The 18,662-nt window shown below is 60.9% G+C and carries 14 protein-coding genes and 3 tRNA genes; all 17 read right to left on the bottom strand.

All coding sequences use genetic code 11. The features are described from left to right. Window positions 1-77: 77 nt before the first annotated feature. The 17 genes from rpsJ to T5B8_RS15145 all read right to left on the bottom strand — a co-directional run bounded on the left by rpsJ (window position 78) and on the right by T5B8_RS15145 (window position 18,466). Entirely contained in the window at window positions 78-392 is a 315-nt protein-coding gene (rpsJ, locus tag T5B8_RS15225) for a 30S ribosomal protein S10 (RefSeq protein ID WP_006913628.1), read from the bottom strand. A gap of 2 nt (window positions 393-394) precedes the next feature. Beyond that, window positions 395-1,585 carry an elongation factor Tu gene (gene tuf, locus T5B8_RS15220; RefSeq protein ID WP_353180110.1) on the bottom strand — a complete coding sequence of 397 codons (1,191 nt, stop codon included), beginning with the start codon at window positions 1,583-1,585 and terminating at the stop codon, window positions 395-397. A 12-nt stretch (window positions 1,586-1,597) separates the two neighbouring features. After that, window positions 1,598-3,712, bottom strand: a complete 2,115-nt coding sequence (fusA, locus tag T5B8_RS15215) for an elongation factor G (RefSeq protein ID WP_353180108.1) — start codon at window positions 3,710-3,712, stop codon at window positions 1,598-1,600. 49 nt (window positions 3,713-3,761) lie between these two features. Then, window positions 3,762-4,235 carry a 30S ribosomal protein S7 gene (gene rpsG / locus T5B8_RS15210; protein ID WP_353180106.1) on the bottom strand — a complete coding sequence of 158 codons (474 nt, stop codon included), beginning with the start codon at window positions 4,233-4,235 and terminating at the stop codon, window positions 3,762-3,764. 40 nt (window positions 4,236-4,275) lie between these two features. Continuing rightward, window positions 4,276-4,650: a 30S ribosomal protein S12 gene (gene rpsL / locus T5B8_RS15205; protein WP_006913624.1), complete on the bottom strand. Its 375-nt coding sequence runs from the start codon at window positions 4,648-4,650 to the stop codon at window positions 4,276-4,278. A gap of 125 nt (window positions 4,651-4,775) precedes the next feature. Continuing rightward, on the bottom strand, window positions 4,776-8,999 hold the full coding sequence (gene rpoC / locus T5B8_RS15200) for a DNA-directed RNA polymerase subunit beta' (RefSeq protein WP_006913623.1): 4,224 nt from the start codon (window positions 8,997-8,999) through the stop codon (window positions 4,776-4,778). A 97-nt stretch (window positions 9,000-9,096) separates the two neighbouring features. Then, the gene (rpoB, locus tag T5B8_RS15195) at window positions 9,097-13,179 is read right to left on the bottom strand and encodes a DNA-directed RNA polymerase subunit beta (RefSeq protein WP_353180104.1); all 4,083 of its coding nucleotides are present in this window, start codon (window positions 13,177-13,179) and stop codon (window positions 9,097-9,099) included. A 171-nt stretch (window positions 13,180-13,350) separates the two neighbouring features. Further along, window positions 13,351-13,731 (bottom strand): 50S ribosomal protein L7/L12, encoded by a 381-nt coding sequence (gene rplL / locus T5B8_RS15190; protein ID WP_353180103.1) that lies wholly within the window; start codon window positions 13,729-13,731, stop codon window positions 13,351-13,353. A gap of 47 nt (window positions 13,732-13,778) precedes the next feature. Further along, window positions 13,779-14,300: a 50S ribosomal protein L10 gene (gene rplJ / locus T5B8_RS15185; protein ID WP_353180197.1), complete on the bottom strand. Its 522-nt coding sequence runs from the start codon at window positions 14,298-14,300 to the stop codon at window positions 13,779-13,781. Window positions 14,301-14,576: 276 nt separating this feature from the next. Beyond that, window positions 14,577-15,275: a 50S ribosomal protein L1 gene (gene rplA / locus T5B8_RS15180; protein WP_353180102.1), complete on the bottom strand. Its 699-nt coding sequence runs from the start codon at window positions 15,273-15,275 to the stop codon at window positions 14,577-14,579. Between the two features lie 3 nt (window positions 15,276-15,278). Next, entirely contained in the window at window positions 15,279-15,707 is a 429-nt protein-coding gene (gene rplK, locus T5B8_RS15175) for a 50S ribosomal protein L11 (protein WP_353180100.1), read from the bottom strand. Window positions 15,708-15,796: 89 nt separating this feature from the next. Next, the gene (nusG, locus tag T5B8_RS15170; RefSeq protein ID WP_006913616.1) at window positions 15,797-16,330 is read right to left on the bottom strand and encodes a transcription termination/antitermination protein NusG; all 534 of its coding nucleotides are present in this window, start codon (window positions 16,328-16,330) and stop codon (window positions 15,797-15,799) included. A 17-nt stretch (window positions 16,331-16,347) separates the two neighbouring features. Further along, on the bottom strand, window positions 16,348-16,719 hold the full coding sequence (gene secE, locus T5B8_RS15165) for a preprotein translocase subunit SecE (RefSeq protein ID WP_006913615.1): 372 nt from the start codon (window positions 16,717-16,719) through the stop codon (window positions 16,348-16,350). A 37-nt stretch (window positions 16,720-16,756) separates the two neighbouring features. Then, window positions 16,757-16,832 (bottom strand) — tRNA-Trp (locus T5B8_RS15160). A 161-nt stretch (window positions 16,833-16,993) separates the two neighbouring features. Next, a complete protein-coding gene (tuf, locus tag T5B8_RS15155) occupies window positions 16,994-18,184 on the bottom strand; it encodes an elongation factor Tu (RefSeq protein ID WP_006913614.1) in 1,191 nt (396 codons plus the stop codon). 99 nt (window positions 18,185-18,283) lie between these two features. Next, window positions 18,284-18,358: transfer RNA gene (locus tag T5B8_RS15150), tRNA-Thr, on the bottom strand. A 34-nt stretch (window positions 18,359-18,392) separates the two neighbouring features. Beyond that, a tRNA-Gly gene (locus T5B8_RS15145) sits at window positions 18,393-18,466 on the bottom strand. Window positions 18,467-18,662 lie beyond the last annotated feature (196 nt).

The raw sequence follows: 18,662 nt of genomic DNA, 5'->3' as shown, positions 1-18,662 counted from the left end.
GAACGAAGCCCGCGTGCAGCGGGCTTCGTTCGCCAGGGCCGCGGACTATACCAGACCGCAACCGTTTTGTCTCGTTCTTACTGCAATTTAATTTGGACGTCGACGCCCGCAGCAAGATCCAGCTTCATGAGCGCGTCCACGGTCTTCTCCGTGGGCTCCACGATATCCATCATCCGCTTGTGCGTGCGGATTTCGTACTGATCGCGCGCATCCTTGTTCACATGCGGCGAAATGAGGATCGTGTAGCGCTCCTTGCGCGTCGGCAGCGGGATCGGGCCATGCACCTGCGCACCCGTGCGCTTGGCGGTTTCCACGATCTCACGCGCCGACTTGTCGATCAGGCGATGATCGAAAGCCTTGAGGCGAATACGAATGTTCTGACTTGCGGCCATGTTTATTCCGTAATCTTGGTCACGACGCCGGCACCCACGGTGCGGCCGCCTTCACGAATGGCGAAGCGCAGGCCTTCTTCCATCGCGATCGGGTGGATCAGTTCGACGTTCATCGTGACGTTGTCGCCCGGCATCACCATCTCGGTGTCGGCCGGCAGTTCACACGCACCCGTCACGTCGGTCGTGCGGAAGTAGAACTGCGGACGATAGCCCTTGAAGAACGGGGTATGACGACCGCCTTCTTCTTTCTTGAGCACGTACACTTCGCATTCGAACTTGGTGTGCGGCGTGATCGAACCGGGCTTGGCCAGCACCTGGCCGCGCTCGATGTCTTCACGCTTGGTGCCACGCAGCAGTACGCCGATGTTGTCGCCGGCCTGGCCCTGGTCGAGCAGACGACGGAACATTTCGACACCGGTGACGGTGGTCTTGGTGGTGGGGTTGATGCCCACGATTTCGATGTCGTCGCCGACATTGACGATGCCACGCTCGACACGACCGGTGGCGACGGTGCCACGACCGGAGATCGAGAAGACGTCTTCGACCGGCATGAGGAAGGCGCCGTCCACGGCACGTTCCGGCTCGGGAATGAAGTCGTCCATGGCGCGCACGAGCTTGGCGATGGCTTCGATGCCGTATTCGCCTTCGTCGCCTTCCAGCGCCTTGAGCGCGGAGCCGACGATCACCGGGGTGTCGTCACCGGGGAAGTCGTAGGCGTCGAGCAGTTCGCGCACTTCCATTTCGACGAGCTCGAGCAGCTCTTCGTCGTCGACCATGTCGGCCTTGTTGAGGAACACGACGATATGCGGCACGCCGACCTGACGCGACAGCAGGATGTGCTCACGCGTCTGCGGCATGGGGCCGTCAGCAGCCGAAACCACCAGAATCGCGCCGTCCATCTGGGCGGCACCGGTGATCATGTTCTTGACGTAGTCGGCATGACCCGGGCAGTCGACGTGGGCGTAGTGACGCGCTTCACTTTCGTATTCGACGTGCGAGGTCGAGATCGTGATACCACGCGCCTTCTCTTCCGGCGCCTTGTCGATCATGTCAAACGCCGACAGCTGCGATCCGAACAAACGGTTCGATACCCCCGTCAGCGCCGCCGTCAACGTGGTGTTGCCATGGTCCACGTGACCAATCGTGCCGACGTTTACGTGCGGCTTGTTACGCTCGAATTTTGATTTGGACACGGCGACTACCTCTTATGCCTTTTGCGACTGGTTGCGGGTGAGCCCTTCAATTACATGCGAAGGTGCTTCCGAATATTTCTCGAACTGCATGGTATAGGTGGCACGACCCTGGCTCATGGAGCGCAGATCGGTCGAATAACCAAACATTTCCGACAGCGGCACTTCAGCAGACAGCTGCTTGCCGGTGGGAATGTCTTCCATACCCTTGACGGTGCCGCGACGGCGATTCAGATCGCCCATCACATCACCCATGTATTCTTCGGGCGTGACGACTTCGACGTCCATCATCGGCTCAAGCAGAACCGGCGACGCCTTGCGCGCACCATCCTTGAACGCCATCGAGCCGGCTATTTTAAAGGCGGCCTCGCTGGAGTCAACGTCATGGTAGGAGCCGTCGTAGAGCGTGACCTTGAGATCGACCATCGGGTAGCCGGCGACCACACCGTTGGTCATGGCCTCCTGCACACCCTTGTCCACCGAGTTGATGTATTCCTTGGGAACCACACCGCCGGTAATGGCATTGATGAACTCGTAGCCCATGCCCGCTTCTTCCTGCGGCTCGAGCCGCAGATAGACGTGACCGTACTGACCGCGGCCGCCGGACTGACGAACGAACTTGCCTTCCTGCTCCACTTCCTTGCGGATCGTTTCGCGGTAGGCCACCTGCGGTGCGCCGACGTTGGCTTCCACGCCGAATTCGCGCTTCATGCGATCGACGATGATTTCCAGGTGCAGCTCGCCCATGCCCGAAATGATGGTCTGCGCGGTTTCCTCGTCGGTACGCACCTGGAAGGACGGATCCTCCTGGGCCAGCTTCGACAGGGCCACGCCCATCTTTTCCTGATCGGCACGCGATTTCGGCTCGACGGCCACCGCGATAACCGGGTCGGGGAACTCCATGCGCTCGAGAATGACCTGCGAGTCCGGCGCACACAGCGTATAACCCGTGGTGACATTCTTCAGGCCGACCACAGCGGCAATATCACCCGCACGCACTTCCTTGATCTCTTCACGGGAGTTGGAGTGCATTTGCAGGATACGGCCGACGCGCTCTTTCTTGTTCTCGATCGGGTTGTAGACCGAGTCGCCGGAGGAGAGCACACCCGAGTAGACACGAATAAAGGCCAGCGAACCGACGAACGGGTCGGTCGCGATCTTGAATACGAGCGCGGAGAACGGCTCTTCGTCACTGGCACGACGCTCGATCTTGACTTCGGGATCGTTCGCGTCCTGGCCCTTGATCGGCGGCACTTCGGTCGGCGCCGGCAGGTAGTCGACGACCGCGTCGAGCATCGCCTGCACGCCCTTGTTCTTGAACGCGGTACCACACAGGCACAGGCAGATTTCGTTGTTGATGGTGCGCGTGCGCAGACCGGCCTTGATGTCGTCGTTGGACAGCTCACCGTCTTCGAGGTACTTGTCCATCAACGCTTCGTTGGCTTCGGCGGCCGCCTCGACCATCTCTTCGCGATACTTCTCTGCATCGGCCTTGAGATGATCGGGGATTTCGCGCGCTTCGAACGTACGACCTGCGTCTTCTTCGTTCCAGTAGATCGCCTGCATGCGCAGCAGATCGACCACGCCTTCGAAATCGTCTTCCGCGCCGATCGGCAGCTGGATGGACACCGGATGGGTGGCCAGACGATCGCGCATCATCTGCACGCAGCGATAGTAGTCCGCACCCAGCTTGTCCATCTTGTTGACGAACACCAGCCGCGGCACGTGGTACTTGTTGGCCTGGCGCCATACCGTTTCCGTCTGCGGCTCGACACCGGCGTTGGCGTCGAGCACACATACCGCGCCGTCGAGCACACGCAGCGAACGCTCGACTTCGATGGTGAAGTCAACGTGACCGGGCGTGTCGATGATGTTGATGCGGTACTGCTCGGGGAACTGCTGCTCCATGCCCTGCCAGAAACAGGTGGTCGCAGCCGAGGTGATGGTGATGCCGCGCTCCTGCTCCTGCGCCATCCAGTCCATCACGGCTGCGCCGTCATGCACTTCGCCCATCTTGTGAGAGATGCCGGTGTAGTAGAGCACACGCTCGGTGGTCGTGGTCTTGCCGGCATCGATATGCGCCATGATGCCGATGTTGCGATAGCGCTCGAGAGGATGCTTGCGGGCCATGAAAGTCTCTTGAATCTTGCGAAAATGGAGCGCGCGAAAACCGCGCGTCTTACCAGCGGAAGTGCGAGAACGCCTTGTTGGCGTCGGCCATCCGGTGCGTGTCTTCGCGCTTTTTAACCGCGGCGCCACGATGCTCGGAGGCATCCAGCAACTCGCCAGCCAGACGCTGGGCCATGGAATGCTCGCCACGCTTGCGCGCTGCGTCGATCACCCAGCGCATGGCCAGCGTAGTACGGCGTACGGCACGCACTTCGACCGGGACCTGATAGGTCGCACCACCGACACGGCGGGACTTGACCTCGACCGCCGGACGGATGTTGTCCAGCGCTTCCTCGAGAATCTCGAGGGGCTCGTCGGTGCCTTTCTTGGTACCGATCTGGGTCAGCGCGCCATAGACGATGGCCTCGGCCTTCGACTTTTTGCCATCTTCCATGATCATGTTCATGAACTTGGCCAGCAGCTCGCTGTGATAGCGCGGATCGGGCAGAATTTCGCGACGCGGCGCGCATGCACGACGGGACATAGTGAACCTTTAGGTAATTCGGTGAACTAGTGCGTTCGGACTAGGACTTCGGCTTCTTGGCGCCGTACTTGGAACGGCCCTGGCGGCGTGCCTCGACGCCCGAGGCGTCCAGCGCACCGCGCACCGTGTGATAACGCACACCGGGCAAATCCTTTACACGACCGCCACGAATGAGCACGACCGAGTGTTCCTGCAGGTTATGCCCTTCGCCGCCGATATAGCTGGCGACTTCGAAACCGTTGGTCAGACGAACACGTGCAACCTTACGCAGCGCGGAGTTCGGCTTCTTCGGCGTGGTGGTATAGACACGCGTGCACACACCACGGCGCTGCGGACAGCCCTGCAGCGCGGGTACGTCGTTCTTCTGGCGCTTGTCTTTGCGGCCCTTGCGGACCAGTTGGTTGACCGTAGACACGTCGTCACCCTACTCGATCGATTAAAAATATTAAGGCAGCGCGACCCGACGTCGTGCTGCCGTTAAAGGACGGCGGATACTAATAGTGGCGCGCCGCGCTGTCAAGCACGGCGCGCCATATCACCTCAGGCCGAGTCTTCGTTGGTGGATTCCTCGGCTTCGGCCTCGTCGCTGGCGCCGGGGATCTGTTCGTCGCGCGGCAGCGCGCCTTCCAGATCCAGCGGCCCGAGACGCTCGCGGCGGCGCTGCTCGTGGTACGCAAGACCGGTACCGGCCGGAATCAGACGACCGACGATGACGTTCTCCTTGAGGCCACGCAGGTCGTCGCGGGCGCCGCGTACGGCGGCCTCGGTGAGCACGCGCGTAGTCTCCTGGAACGATGCCGCCGAGATGAACGACTCCGTCGACAGACTGGCCTTGGTGATGCCCAGCAGCAGGCGGTCGAATGTGGCCGGCTGCTCGCCCTTGGCCTCGACCCGGCGGTTTTCGTTGAGTACCGCCTGGTATTCCGCCTGTTCGCCCTGCAGGAAGGATGTATCGCCGGCATCGACGATTTCCACCCGGCGCAGCATCTGACGCACGATCACCTCGATGTGCTTGTCGTTGATGCGCACGCCCTGCAAGCGGTAGACGTCCTGGATTTCCTTGACCAGATAGTCCGCCAGCTTGGGAATACCCTGCAGGCGCAGGATATCGTGCGGCATGGGCTCGCCATCCGAGATGATCTCGCCCTTCTCGACGTGCTCGCCTTCGAACACGTTGATCTGGCGCCACTTGGGAATGAGGATCTCGTTCTCGTAGCCTTCCGAGTCCACGATCTTGAGGCGCTGCTTGCCCTTGGTCGCCTCGCCGAAGCGAATCGTACCCGCGGCCTCGGCAAGAATCGCCGGAACCTTGGGCTTGCGCGCCTCGAACAGATCGGCCACACGCGGCAGACCACCGGTGATATCACGCGTCTTGGACGATTCCTGCGGAATACGTGCGGTGACGTCACCCACGACCACGCTCTGGCCGTCCTCGACCACCACGATGGCCTTGGGCGGCAGACTGTAGGCCGCCGGGATTTCGGTGCCCGGGAAGTTGAGCTCGTTGCCGTCGTTATCCAGCAGCTTGATCACCGGACGCAGGTCGCGATTGCCCTGGCCACGCGATTTCGGCTCGGTAACCACCAGCGTGGATACACCGGTGATCTCGTCGATTTCGCGCTGGACGGTCACACCCTCGATGAACTCCTCGAATTTCACCTTGCCGGCGACTTCCGAGATGATCGGGTGGGTATGCGGGTCCCAGTCGGCCAGACGGGCGCCGGCCTCGACCACATCGCCCTCGCCCACATGCAGACGTGCACCGTAGGGGATCTTGTAGCGTTCCTTCTCGCGATAATTGTCGTCCATGACGCCAATTTCGCCGGAACGCGACACGGCCACCAGGTGACCGCCCTCGGCATGTTCGACCGTCTTGATGTTGTGCAGTTTGACGGTACCGGCGGACTTGACCTCGACCCCGTCGGCCGAGACCGCACGCGATGCGGCACCACCCACGTGGAAGGTACGCATGGTCAGCTGGGTACCCGGCTCGCCGATCGACTGCGCAGCGATCACGCCCACCGATTCACCGATGGATACCTGCTCGCCCCGGGCCAGATCGCGGCCGTAGCACTGCGCACAGACACCGAACGGCGCTTCGCAGGTGATCGGGCTGCGCACGTGGACCTCGTCGATCGAGTTGACCTCGAGCAGATCCACTTCCTTTTCGGAGAGCAGCTGACCGGCGTTGAGCAGGGTGTGGTTGGTGGCCGGATCGACAACGTCGGAGGCCAACACACGACCGAGCACGCGCTCGCGCAGGGGTTCGACCACATCGCCGCCTTCGACGATGGGATACATCTTGATTCCCTGGTCGGTCCCGCAGTCGTGATCGGTAATGACCACGTCCTGGGACACGTCCACGAGACGGCGGGTCAGATAACCCGAGTTCGCGGTCTTGAGCGCGGTATCGGCCAGACCCTTACGCGCACCATGTGTGGAGATGAAGTACTGGAGTACGTTCAGACCTTCACGGAAGTTCGCGGTAATGGGCGTCTCGATGATCGAGCCATCCGGCTTGGCCATCAGGCCACGCATACCGGCCAGCTGACGAATCTGGGCCGCACTACCACGCGCGCCGGAATCCGCCATCATGAAGATCGAGTTGAACGACGTCTGGTCGATGGCATTGCCTTCGGAGTCGACCACTTCGTCGAGACCGAGTTTGTCCATCATCGCGCCCGCGATCTGCTCGTTGGCACGCGACCAGATATCGATGACCTTGTTGTAGCGCTCGCCCTGGGTCACGAGACCGGAGGTGTACTGCTCCTCGATCTCCTTGACCTCGTCCTCGGCACGCGCCAGCACGGTGGTCTTTTCTTCCGGGATCACCATGTCGCCCACGGCGATGGAAATACCCGCCTTGGTGGACATGCGAAAACCCGTGTACATCAGCTGGTCAGCGAACACGACCGTGTCCTTGAGACCGACATCGCGATAGCTGGAGTTGATGACATCGCCGACCGCCTTCTTGTCCAGCTCACGGTTGATGAGCTTGAAGGGCAGGCCCTTGGGCAGGATTTCGGACAGCATCGCACGGCCGACCGTGGTTTCCACGATCCGGGTCACCGGCGTCTGGTTATTGTCCTCGTCCACGTCGACGTCGTTGATACGCACCTTGATATGCGCCTGCAGATCGACCTGCTGGGCATCATAGGCACGATAGACCTCGGAGACGTCCGCGAAGGTCATGCCCTCGCCGAGCTGATTCACGCGCGAACGCGTCATCCAGTACAGGCCGAGCACGACGTCCTGGGTCGGTACGATGATCGGCGCACCGGAGGCCGGCGACAGGATGTTGTTCGACGCCATCATCAGCACGCGCGCTTCCAGCTGCGCTTCGATGGACAGCGGCACGTGGACGGCCATCTGGTCGCCGTCAAAGTCGGCGTTGAAGGCGGTGCAGACCAGCGGATGCAGCTGGATCGCCTTGCCTTCGATGAGCACCGGCTCGAACGCCTGGATACCCAGACGATGCAGGGTCGGCGCACGGTTGAGCATGACCGGGTGCTCGCGGATGACTTCCTCGAGCATATCCCAGACTTCCGGCTCTTCGCGCTCGACCATCTTCTTGGCAGCCTTGATCGTGGAGGCCAGCTCCAGACGCTGCAGGCGCGAATAGATGAACGGCTTGAACAGCTCCAGCGCCATCTTCTTGGGCAGACCGCACTGGTGCAGCTTGAGCGTCGGGCCGACCACGATGACCGAACGGCCCGAGTAGTCGACACGCTTGCCCAGCAGGTTCTGACGGAAACGGCCCTGCTTGCCCTTGATCATGTCGGCCAGCGACTTGAGCGGGCGACGGTTGGAGCCGGTGATCGCGCGACCGCGACGGCCGTTGTCGATCAGCGCGTCCACGGACTCCTGCAGCATGCGCTTTTCGTTGCGCACGATGATGTCCGGGGCGTTGAGTTCGAGCAGGCGACGCAGACGGTTGTTGCGGTTGATCACGCGACGATACAGATCGTTGAGATCCGAGGTCGCGAACCGACCGCCGTCCAGCGGCACCAGCGGACGCAGATCCGGCGGCAGCACCGGCAGTACGCGCATAATCATCCACTCGGCCTTGTTGCCCGACTGCTGGAAGTACTCCAGCAGCTTCAGGCGCTTGCCGAGACGCTTGATCTTGGTGGCCGAACCGGTGGCATTGAGTTCTTCGCGCATGCGCTGGGCTTCTGCGCCCATGTCCATGTTGCGAAGGATATCGAGCACCGCTTCCGCGCCCATCTTGGCCGCGAATTCGTCGCCGTACTGTTCGACCGTATCGAGGTATTCCTCTTCGGTGAGCAGCGAGTACGGCTCGAGCGGGGTCATGCCCGGATCGGTGACCACATAGGCTTCGAAATACAGCACGCGCTCGATCGCGCGCAGCGGCATGTCGAGCAGCAGGCCGATACGGGACGGCAGGCTCTTGAGGAACCAGATATGGGCGACCGGCGAGGCCAGGTCGATATGACCCATGCGCTCACGACGCACCTTGGTCTGGGTGACCTCGACGCCGCATTTTTCGCAGATCACACCGCGGTGCTTCATGCGCTTGTACTTGCCGCACAGGCATTCGTAATCCTTGACCGGGCCAAAGATACGCGCACAGAACAGCCCGTCACGTTCCGGCTTGAACGTACGGTAGTTGATGGTTTCCGGCTTTTTCACCTCGCCGAACGACCACGAACGGATCGTTTCCGGCGACGCGAGGCCGATCTTGATGGCGTCGAATTCTTCGACGTCGTCGGCGCTCTTGAACAGATTCAGCAGATCTTTCATGGGGTACTCCAGATCGTGAGGGGCGTGGACACAACGCGCGGCGGTGGGTTAATCCGCCGCTGGCGGCCGGGCTTGCCGGCCGCCACCGCGTACCTCACTAATCATCTTCCTCGAGTTCGATGTTGAGACCCAGCGAACGGATTTCCTTGGTCAACACGTTGAACGATTCGGGCATGCCGGCATGCATCTGGTGATCGCCGTCGACGATGTTCTTGTACATGCGGGTACGACCCGTCACGTCGTCGGATTTCACCGTGAGCATTTCCTGCAGCGTGTACGCCGCGCCGTAGGCCTGCAGCGCCCAGACTTCCATTTCGCCGAAGCGCTGACCGCCGAACTGCGCCTTGCCGCCCAGCGGCTGCTGGGTGACCAGCGAGTACGGGCCAGTCGAACGGGCATGCATCTTGTCGTCGACCAGATGGTTGAGCTTGAGCATGTACATATAGCCGACGGTCACCGGGCGCGAGAAGGTCTCGCCGGTGCGGCCGTCGATGAGCGTGGCCTGGCCCGATTCCGGCAGCCCGGCGAGCTTGAGCAGACGACGAATCTCGTCTTCATCGGCACCGTCGAACACCGGCGTGGCCGTGGGCATGCCGCCCACGAGGTTACCGGCCATCGTCATCATCTCTTCGTCGGTGAGACTGTCGATGTCTTCCTGGGTACCGCCTTCGGTGTAGTAGGCCTTCTTCAGGAATTCCCGAATCTCGCCGACGGCCTGCTGCTGCTCGAGCATTTCGCCCACGCGCAGACCAATGCCACGTGCTGCCCAGCCCAGATGCGTTTCCAGCACCTGACCGATGTTCATGCGCGAGGGCACGCCCAGCGGGTTGAGCACGATATCGGCCGGGGTACCGTCTTCCAGATACGGCATGTCCTCGACCGGCACGATCTGCGAGATCACGCCCTTGTTACCGTGACGGCCGGCCATCTTGTCGCCCGGCTGCACACGACGCTTAACGGCCAGATAGACCTTGACCATCTTGAGCACGCCCGGAGCAAGCTCGTCGCCCTGGGTGATCTTTTCCTTCTTCGAGGTAAAACGGCGCTCGAAGTCGGCTTTCTGATCCTTCAGGCGCTGGGCGATGGATTCGAGCTGCGACTGCGCGCTTTCGTCCTGCAGACGAATATCGAACCACTTGCCGCGATCCAGACCGTCGAGATAGTCGGCGGTGATCTTGGCATCGGCCTTGAGCTTGTTCGGCCCGCCATCGGCGACCTTGCCCAGCAGCATGCTGCGCAGGCGATCGAACAGATCGTCTTCGAAGATACGCTGCTGGTCGTTGAGGTCCTTGCGCACCTCGGCCAGTTCGTCTTCCTCGATCGACAGCGCACGGGCGTCCTTCTCGACGCCGTCACGCGTGAATACGCGCACGTCGATCACGGTGCCGTCCATGCCCGGCGGCACCCGCTGCGAAGAATCCTTCACATCGGATGCCTTCTCGCCAAAGATGGCCCGCAGGAGCTTTTCTTCCGGGGTGAGCTGGGTTTCGCCCTTGGGCGTGACCTTGCCCACCAGAATATCGCCGGCCTTCACTTCGGCGCCGATATAGGCAATACCGGATTCGTCCAGCTTCTGCAGCGCGGATTCATTCACGTTCGGAATATCCGAGGTGATTTCCTCCGGCCCGAGCTTGGTCTCACGCGCGACACAGGTCAGTTCTTCGATATGCACCGAGGTGAAGCGGTCTTCTTCGACCACGCGCTCGGAGATCAGGATCGAGTCCTCGAAGTTGTAACCATGCCAGGGCATGAAGGCCACCAGCAGGTTCTGACCCAGCGCCAGCTCGCCCATGTCGGTGGACGGGCCGTCCGCCAGCACGTCGCCGCGCTCGATACGATCGCCCGGGGCGACCAGCGGCTTCTGGTTGAGACACGTGTTCTGGTTCGAACGCGTGTACTTGACCATGTTGTAGATATCCACGCCCGCTTCGTCGGCCGAGGTTTCGTCGTCATAGACACGAACCACGACACGCGAGGCGTCGACCTTGTCGACCACACCGCCACGACGCGCGGTCACGGCGTTGCCGGAGTCGATCGCGACCTTGCGTTCGATACCGGTACCGACCAGCGGCTTGTCGGCACGCAGACAGGGCACGGCCTGACGCTGCATGTTCGAGCCCATGAGCGCGCGGTTGGCGTCGTCATGCTCGAGGAACGGCACCAGCGAGGCGGCCACGGACATGATTTGCTTCGGCGACACGTCCATGTACTGGACGCGATCCGGCGAGGCCATGGTGAACTCGTTCTGATGACGGCAGGAAACCAGCTCGTCGACCAGATCGCCGTTGTCGTCCACACGGGCATTCGCCTGTGCGATGACGTAGCGGCCTTCCTCGATCGCCGACAGATACTCGACCTCTTCGGTCGCGCGGCCGTTCTCGACCTTGCGATACGGCGTTTCCAGGAAGCCGTAGTCGTTGGTACGCGAGTAGACCGACAACGAGTTGATCAGACCGATGTTCGGGCCTTCCGGCGTTTCGATCGGACAGATACGGCCGTAATGGGTCGGGTGCACGTCGCGCACTTCGAAGCCGGCGCGCTCACGGGTCAGACCACCCGGCCCGAGGGCGGATACACGACGCTTATGCGTGACCTCCGACAGCGGGTTGTTCTGGTCCATGAACTGCGACAGCTGCGAGGAGCCGAAGAATTCCTTGACCGCGGCAGCCACCGGCTTGGCGTTGATCAGATCCTGGGGCATCAGGCCTTCGGATTCGGCGATCGACAGGCGCTCGCGCACCGCGCGCTCGACACGTACCAAACCGGTACGGAAGGCGTTTTCGGCCATTTCGCCGACCGAGCGCACACGCCGGTTGCCGAGATGGTCGATATCGTCGGTCTGGCCGATGCCGTTACGAATCGACACCAGCTCCTTCAATACATCGATGATGTCGTCATTGGACAGCACCGATTCGCCGGTCGCGTCTTCGCGGCCCAGGCGACGGTTGAACTTCATGCGGCCGACGGCCGACAGGTCGTAACGGTCTTCGTTGAAGAACAGGTTGCCGAACAGGTTTTCGGCCGCGTCCTTGGTCGGCGGCTCGCCGGGACGCATCATGCGGTAAATCTCGACCAGCGCTTCCAGCTGCGTGGTGCTCGGATCGACCATCAGCGTGTTGGACATGTACGGGCCATGATCCAGGTCGTTCACGTACAGCGTGGGCACGTCCTGAATGCCGGCCATACGCAGGGCCTCGACCAGCTCTTCAGTGAGCTCGGTGTTGGCCGGCGCCAGCTCTTCACCGGTATCGGTATCGATGATGCCGCGCGCGAGCACCTTGCCCACGAGATAGCTTTCCGGCACTTCGAGGCGATCCACACCCGCTTCTTCGAGCTTGCGGATATGGCGCACGGTAATACGACGGCCTTCCTCGACGATGACGTCGGAACCGGCCTTGATATCGAACGTCGCGGTTTCGCCGCGCAGACGTTCGGGCACGAGCTCCATTTCCACGCCCTTGTCGGACAGGTGGAACATGTTGGTCTCGTGGAAGATCTCCAGCATCTGCTCGGTGTCGTAGCCGAGCGCGCGCAGGAGCACCGTCGCCGGCAGCTTGCGGCGACGATCGATACGCACGTAGACGTTGTCCTTCGGATCGAACTCGAAATCGAGCCACGAACCGCGGTACGGAATCACGCGCGCGGAATACAGATATTTGCCCGAGGAATGCGTCTTGCCACGATCGTGGTCGAAGAACACACCGGGACTACGGTGGAGCTGGTTGACGATAACCCGCTCGGTGCCGTTGATGATGAAGGTGCCGGTGTCGGTCATGAGCGGCAACTCGCCCATGTAGACTTCCTGCTCCTTGATGTCCTTGACCGGCTTCGGGTTCGCCTTGCTGTCTTTATCGTAAATGATCAGACGCACGGTCACGCGCAGCGGCGCCGAGTAGATCATGCCGCGTACGCGACACTCTTTCTCGTCGAACACGGGCTGACCGAGCCGATAGCTGACATATTCGAGCGCGGCACTGCCCGAATGACTGGACATCGGAAACACCGACGAGAACGCGGCATGCAAACCCATACCAGCGCGCTTTTCGGGATCGAGATCCTTCTGCAGGAACTGTCGATACGAATCCAGCTGGGTCGCCAGCAGGAACGGCATCTCCAGCACTGAAGGCTGTTTCGCAAAGTCTTTGCGAATACGTTTTTTCTCGGTAAACGAGTAGGCCATGTCACTCAACCCTCTGGTTGGACTTGCTGCAAAAGCGTGAGAATTTCGCAGCTGGTTTCGCGCGCGTTCGGTCGGGGGCAACGGGAAAAGGCCGGCAGCGTTTCCGCTACCAGCCAGTTCCGGAACTGCGTCAAATTATCGTTTCGAACAATGCCTTTGACGCGTCCTGCCTTACTTAAGCTCGACCTTGGCGCCGGCTTCTTCAAGCTTGGTCTTCATTTCCTCGGCTTCTTCCTTCGCAACGCCTTCCTTCAGGGTGGCGGGCGCGGATTCAACCATTTCCTTGGCTTCTTTCAGACCCAGGCCGGTGATGGCACGGACAGCCTTAATAGCGCCAACCTTGTTGTCGCCGAAGCTGGCCAAGACCACATCGAACTCGGTCTGCTCTTCGGCCGCTGCGGCTTCGCCGCCGCCGCCGCCGGCTGCAGCCATTGCCACCGGGGCAGCTGCAGAGACGCCGAATTTCTCTTCCATCATCTCGACGAGCTCGACAACGTCCATGACGGACATTTCGGAGATCGCTTCGAGTACTTCTTCCTTCGTAGCAGCCATTATTCGCTCCTAATACGTTTGGGGCCGAACGGCCCGTTTCAATTGATTCAAGCAGCCTGCTTCTGATCGCGGACTGCAGCCACGGTGCGGGACAGCTGAGCAACCGGCTCGCGCGTAACCCGGGCCAGCTTCTCGACAGGTGCCGTCATGACACGCATCAGCTGGGACAGGGCCTCGTCACGGGTCGGCAGCTTGGCCAGACGATCGAGCTGTTCGCCAGGCAGCAACTGCCCGTTGAACGAAATCGCCGTTACCTTCAGGGCGTCGTGATCCTTACGAAAATCACTGACGACGCGTGCCGCCGAACCCGGATCTTCCAGGGAGAACCCCAGAATGACCGGACCGACGAACGCATCGCTCATGCATTCGTACTCGGTACCCTTCAGGGCCAGCTTGGCCAGATTGTTCTTGACGACTTTCAAATACGCACCACCCTCTCGGGCGTTCACGCGAAGCGCGTCCATCTGGCCAGCCGTGAGACCGCGGTATTCCGCAAGCACTGCGGAATGCGCGCGATTCGCCACGTCGCTGACTTCTGCCACCATGGCCTGCTTGGCTTCAAAACTCATGGCCATAGTCATCACTCCTTGAGCAAACCGACGACACATGCCGCCGGATGATTGACCGGCTATACCCGAAGATATAACCGTCGACGACTGCCGCCGGCGAACTAACACCACACGACACACGTCATCTGCGTAGGCTGGCGTCGTCGCCTTTAAGAACCGAGACCTTCGGCTCGCCTAACGGTCTTTGACGACGCAGCCATCCAAAGAGCGGGCTGCGCTACAAAGAACTTCTTCACCGACGACACGACCACCAAGGCCACGCCGCCGAACATCTACCTATGCCGCGCTCGAACTCGCTGCATCCACGGCAAGGCCGGGACCCATCGTCGTCGACAGCGACACTTTCTTGAAATACACGCCTTTCGCGTTCGCCGGCTTGGCTTTGCGAAGATCTGCGATCAGCGCGGCCAGATTTTCCTTCAGCGCGGTGTTTTCAAAATCCACCTTGCCAATCGCGCAGTGAATAATGCCCGCCTTGTCAGTACGATATTGCACCTGACCGGCCTTGGCGTTCTTGACCGCGGTTTCGACGTCGGTGGTCACCGTGCCGGTCTTCGGGTTCGGCATCAGACCTTTCGGGCCCAGAATCTGACCCAGACGACCCACGACCGGCATCGCATCCGGCGTCGCGACGACCATGTCGAAATTGATTTCGCCTGCCTGAACCTGCTCGGCCAAATCATTGAACCCCACGATGTCGGCGCCGGCAGCCTTGGCTTTTTCGGCGTTCTCACCCTGGGTGAACACAGCCACGCGAACGCTCTTGCCGGTGCCGTTCGGCATGACAGTAGAGCCACGCACGTTCTGATCCGACTTGCGCGCATTCACGCCGAGATTCACGGCCACTTCAACCGACTCGGTGAACCTGGCACTGGACAGCTTCTTGAGCAGATCGAGGGCTTCGTCTACCGGATAGACCTTGACCGGATCGACCTGATCGCGGATGACGGCCTTGCGCTTGGAAATCTTAGCCATGGCTTAGCCCTCCACCTTGATGCCCATCGAACGGGCACTACCTGAAATGATGCGAACCGCAGCATCCATATCGGCAGCGTTGAGGTCTGCCCATTTGGTTTGCGCAATCTCTTCGACCTGCGCACGAGTAACCGTACCGACCTTGTTGCGCAGCGGATCGGCCGCACCACTGGTGATCTTGGCAGCCTTCTTCAACAGAATTGCCGCCGGCGGCGTCTTCTTGACGAATGAGAAACTGCGATCCGAGAACACCGTAATCACGACCGGAATCGGCAGACCCGGCTCGATATCCTGCGTTTCAGCGTTGAACGCTTTGCAGAACTCCATGATGTTCACGCCGTGCTGACCCAGAGCCGGACCCACCGGGGGACTCGGATTGGCCTTGCCGGCCGGGATCTGCAGCTTGATATAGCCGCTAATCTTCTTGGCCATTGAACTACTCCTTCAGGTGCATGCGTCACGGGCCTGACCCGGACTCCCTGTGACAAAGAATGCGACGCACCGTGCGTCGCGATGATGGATCAGCTCTTTTCGACCTGATCGAATTCCAGATCGACCGGCGTTGAACGCCCGAAGATCGTCACCGCCACACGCAGGCGGTTCTTTTCGTAATTGACTTCCTCGACCACGCCATTGAAATCAGCGAACGGCCCGTCGATCACACGAACCTCCTGACCCGGCTCGAAAACCGTCTTCGGACGCGGCTTCTCAACCGACTCTTCGACGCGATTAAGAATCTGATCCGCCTCCGCGTCGGTGATCGGCGCCGGCCGATCGGCCGTTCCGCCAATAAAGCCGAGCACCCGCGGCACACTCTTGACCAAGTGCCATGTGTCGTCGTTCATTTCCATATGAACGAGCACATAACCCGGAAAGAACTTGCGCTCGGTCGTACGGCGCTGGCCATCCTTGATCTCGACCACCTCTTCGGTCGGCACAAGAATGTCGCCGAAGTAATCTTCCATGCCGTGGCGTGCCGCGTACTCCTTGAGAGAGTCGCGCACTTTCTTCTCGTACTGCGAGAAGGCATGAACCACGTACCAATGCTTGGCCATAAGAATTCGCCTTGCGCCTAACGGCCGGTCAGAAGTTGAACAGCCCAAGCGAGCACGATATCCAGCGCCCAGATGAACACGGCCAGAATAAGAACGACAACCACAACCATCAGCGTGGTCTGGACCGTTTCACGGCGCGTCGGCCACACCATGCGCCGCAACTCGGTGCGCGACCCCTGGATATAAGCCCAGGCGGTTTTGCCGATCGCGGTCTGCAGCGCTATGGCGATTGCAACCGCGGTGCCGCCCAACAGGCCAAGCACGCGCACGAGGTCGGTATGCGCCGTGAAATAGTAGTAGCCGACCATGCTCGCCAGCAGCACGCCAATGGCTAGCCATAGCAGCGCTGTGTCGAGCAGGGAGCTCGTACGTTTTTCTTGGGTTGCCATCGACGACTCGACCAAAAAGTGGAAATGCCTGCCTACGTGGCAGGCCAGGAGGGACTCGAACCCCCAACCTGCGGTTTTGGAGACCGCTGCTCTGCCAATTGAGCTACTGGCCTATGCGCGTAAACTCATTGCCCGCGAAAAAGACGGCGGATGTTAGCACAGTTTCCAGCTTTGGCAACTGCCCCGCCGTTTTCGCGACTACAAACACGAAAGCGGCGTTACGCGCGATTCGGTTTCAGACCGACCGTGCGCACGCCGCAATCGCGTTATTCCACTATTCCGTAATCTTGGTCACGACGCCGGCACCCACGGTGCGGCCGCCTTCACGAATGGCGAAGCGCAGGCCTTCTTCCATCGCGATCGGGTGGATCAGTTCGACGTTCATCGTGACGTTGTCGCCCGGCATCACCATCTCGGTGTCGGCCGGCAGTTCACACGCGCCCGTCACGTCGGTCGTGCGGAAGTAGAACTGCGGGCGGTAGCCCTTGAAGAACGGCGTGTGACGACCGCCTTCTTCTTTCTTCAGCACGTACACTTCGCATTCGAACTTGGTGTGCGGCGTGATCGAACCGGGCTTGGCCAGCACCTGGCCGCGCTCGATGTCTTCACGCTTGGTGCCACGCAGCAGCACGCCAATGTTGTCGCCAGCCTGACCCTGGTCGAGCAGACGACGGAACATTTCAACACCCGTGACCGTGGTCTTGGTCGTGGGGTTGATGCCGACGATTTCGATATCGTCGCCGACGTTGACGATGCCGCGCTCGACACGACCGGTGGCGACGGTGCCGCGACCGGAGATCGAGAAGACGTCTTCAACCGGCATCAGGAAGGCGCCGTCCACGGCACGTTCCGGCTCGGGGATGAAGTCGTCCATGGCACGAACCAGCTTGGCGATGGCTTCGATGCCGAATTCGCCTTCGTCGCCTTCCAGCGCCTTCAGCGCGGAGCCGACGATCACCGGGGTGTCGTCGCCCGGGAAGTCGTAGGCGTCGAGCAGTTCGCGCACTTCCATTTCGACGAGCTCAAGCAGCTCTTCGTCGTCGACCATGTCGGCCTTGTTCAGGAACACGACGATGTGCGGCACGCCAACCTGGCGCGACAGCAGAATGTGCTCACGCGTCTGCGGCATCGGGCCGTCCGCAGCGGATACCACCAGAATCGCGCCGTCCATCTGGGCGGCACCGGTGATCATGTTCTTGACGTAGTCGGCGTGACCCGGGCAGTCCACGTGCGCGTAGTGACGCGCTTCGCTTTCGTATTCAACGTGCGAGGTCGAGATCGTGATACCACGCGCCTTCTCTTCCGGCGCCTTGTCGATCATGTCAAACGCCGACAGCTGCGATCCGAACAAACGGTTCGATACCACCGTCAGCGCCGCCGTCAACGTGGTCTTGCCATGGTCCACGTGACCAATCGTGCCGACGTTTACGTGCGGCTTGTTACGCTCGAATTTTGATTTGGACATTACTCGCCTTTCGTCGTTGTTGCCGTGAGTTCAACTCGCCGTAGCCGCGACGCCAAAACGCATCGCGCGCCGACCACGCCATTGCATCGCCGGCAATACTGGAGCCCATGACCGGACTTGAACCGGTGACCTCTTCCTTACCAAGGAAGTGCTCTACCGCTGAGCTACATGGGCCACAAATTGTCGATTCGCCAAGCGAATCTCAAACTGGAGCGGGCGACCGGGATCGAACCGGCATCATCAGCTTGGAAGGCTGAGGTTCTACCATTGAACTACGCCCGCGCTGCCAACCACCCGACTGTCGCCAATCCCGGCGCTTCCTGCAAGGGCGCTGCCTGGGGTGCCGACGTACCCGCAAAAACCGGACAACCATAGTCGATCATGAGAACGCTTCAAGGAGGCAGGCTATTCAGCGCTATGCGACCGCTCTCGGCGGCGCCGCCACTCGTCGAACCGCTATCGGCCCGAAAACCGCCTA

Source organism: Salinisphaera sp. T5B8, from assembly GCF_040361255.1.
In the GTDB taxonomy this organism is placed as follows: domain Bacteria; phylum Pseudomonadota; class Gammaproteobacteria; order Nevskiales; family Salinisphaeraceae; genus Salinisphaera.
The sequence above is the reverse complement of the archived record's forward strand: the minus strand, read 5'-3'. Positions and strand labels throughout refer to the sequence as shown.

Coding starts and splice junctions, on each gene's coding strand:
- rpsJ (WP_006913628.1), bottom strand. CDS start 392: ATGGCCGCAAGTCAGAACATTCGTATTCGCCTCAAGGCTTTCGATCAT.
- fusA (WP_353180108.1), bottom strand. CDS start 3,712: ATGGCCCGCAAGCATCCTCTCGAGCGCTATCGCAACATCGGCATCATG.
- rpsG (WP_353180106.1), bottom strand. CDS start 4,235: ATGTCCCGTCGTGCATGCGCGCCGCGTCGCGAAATTCTGCCCGATCCG.
- rpoC (WP_006913623.1), bottom strand. CDS start 8,999: ATGAAAGATCTGCTGAATCTGTTCAAGAGCGCCGACGACGTCGAAGAA.
- rpoB (WP_353180104.1), bottom strand. CDS start 13,179: ATGGCCTACTCGTTTACCGAGAAAAAACGTATTCGCAAAGACTTTGCG.
- rplL (WP_353180103.1), bottom strand. CDS start 13,731: ATGGCTGCTACGAAGGAAGAAGTACTCGAAGCGATCTCCGAAATGTCC.
- rplJ (WP_353180197.1), bottom strand. CDS start 14,300: ATGAGTTTTGAAGCCAAGCAGGCCATGGTGGCAGAAGTCAGCGACGTG.
- rplA (WP_353180102.1), bottom strand. CDS start 15,275: ATGGCTAAGATTTCCAAGCGCAAGGCCGTCATCCGCGATCAGGTCGAT.
- rplK (WP_353180100.1), bottom strand. CDS start 15,707: ATGGCCAAGAAGATTAGCGGCTATATCAAGCTGCAGATCCCGGCCGGC.
- nusG (WP_006913616.1), bottom strand. CDS start 16,330: ATGGCCAAGCATTGGTACGTGGTTCATGCCTTCTCGCAGTACGAGAAG.
- secE (WP_006913615.1), bottom strand. CDS start 16,719: ATGGCAACCCAAGAAAAACGTACGAGCTCCCTGCTCGACACAGCGCTG.
- tuf (WP_006913614.1), bottom strand. CDS start 18,184: ATGTCCAAATCAAAATTCGAGCGTAACAAGCCGCACGTAAACGTCGGC.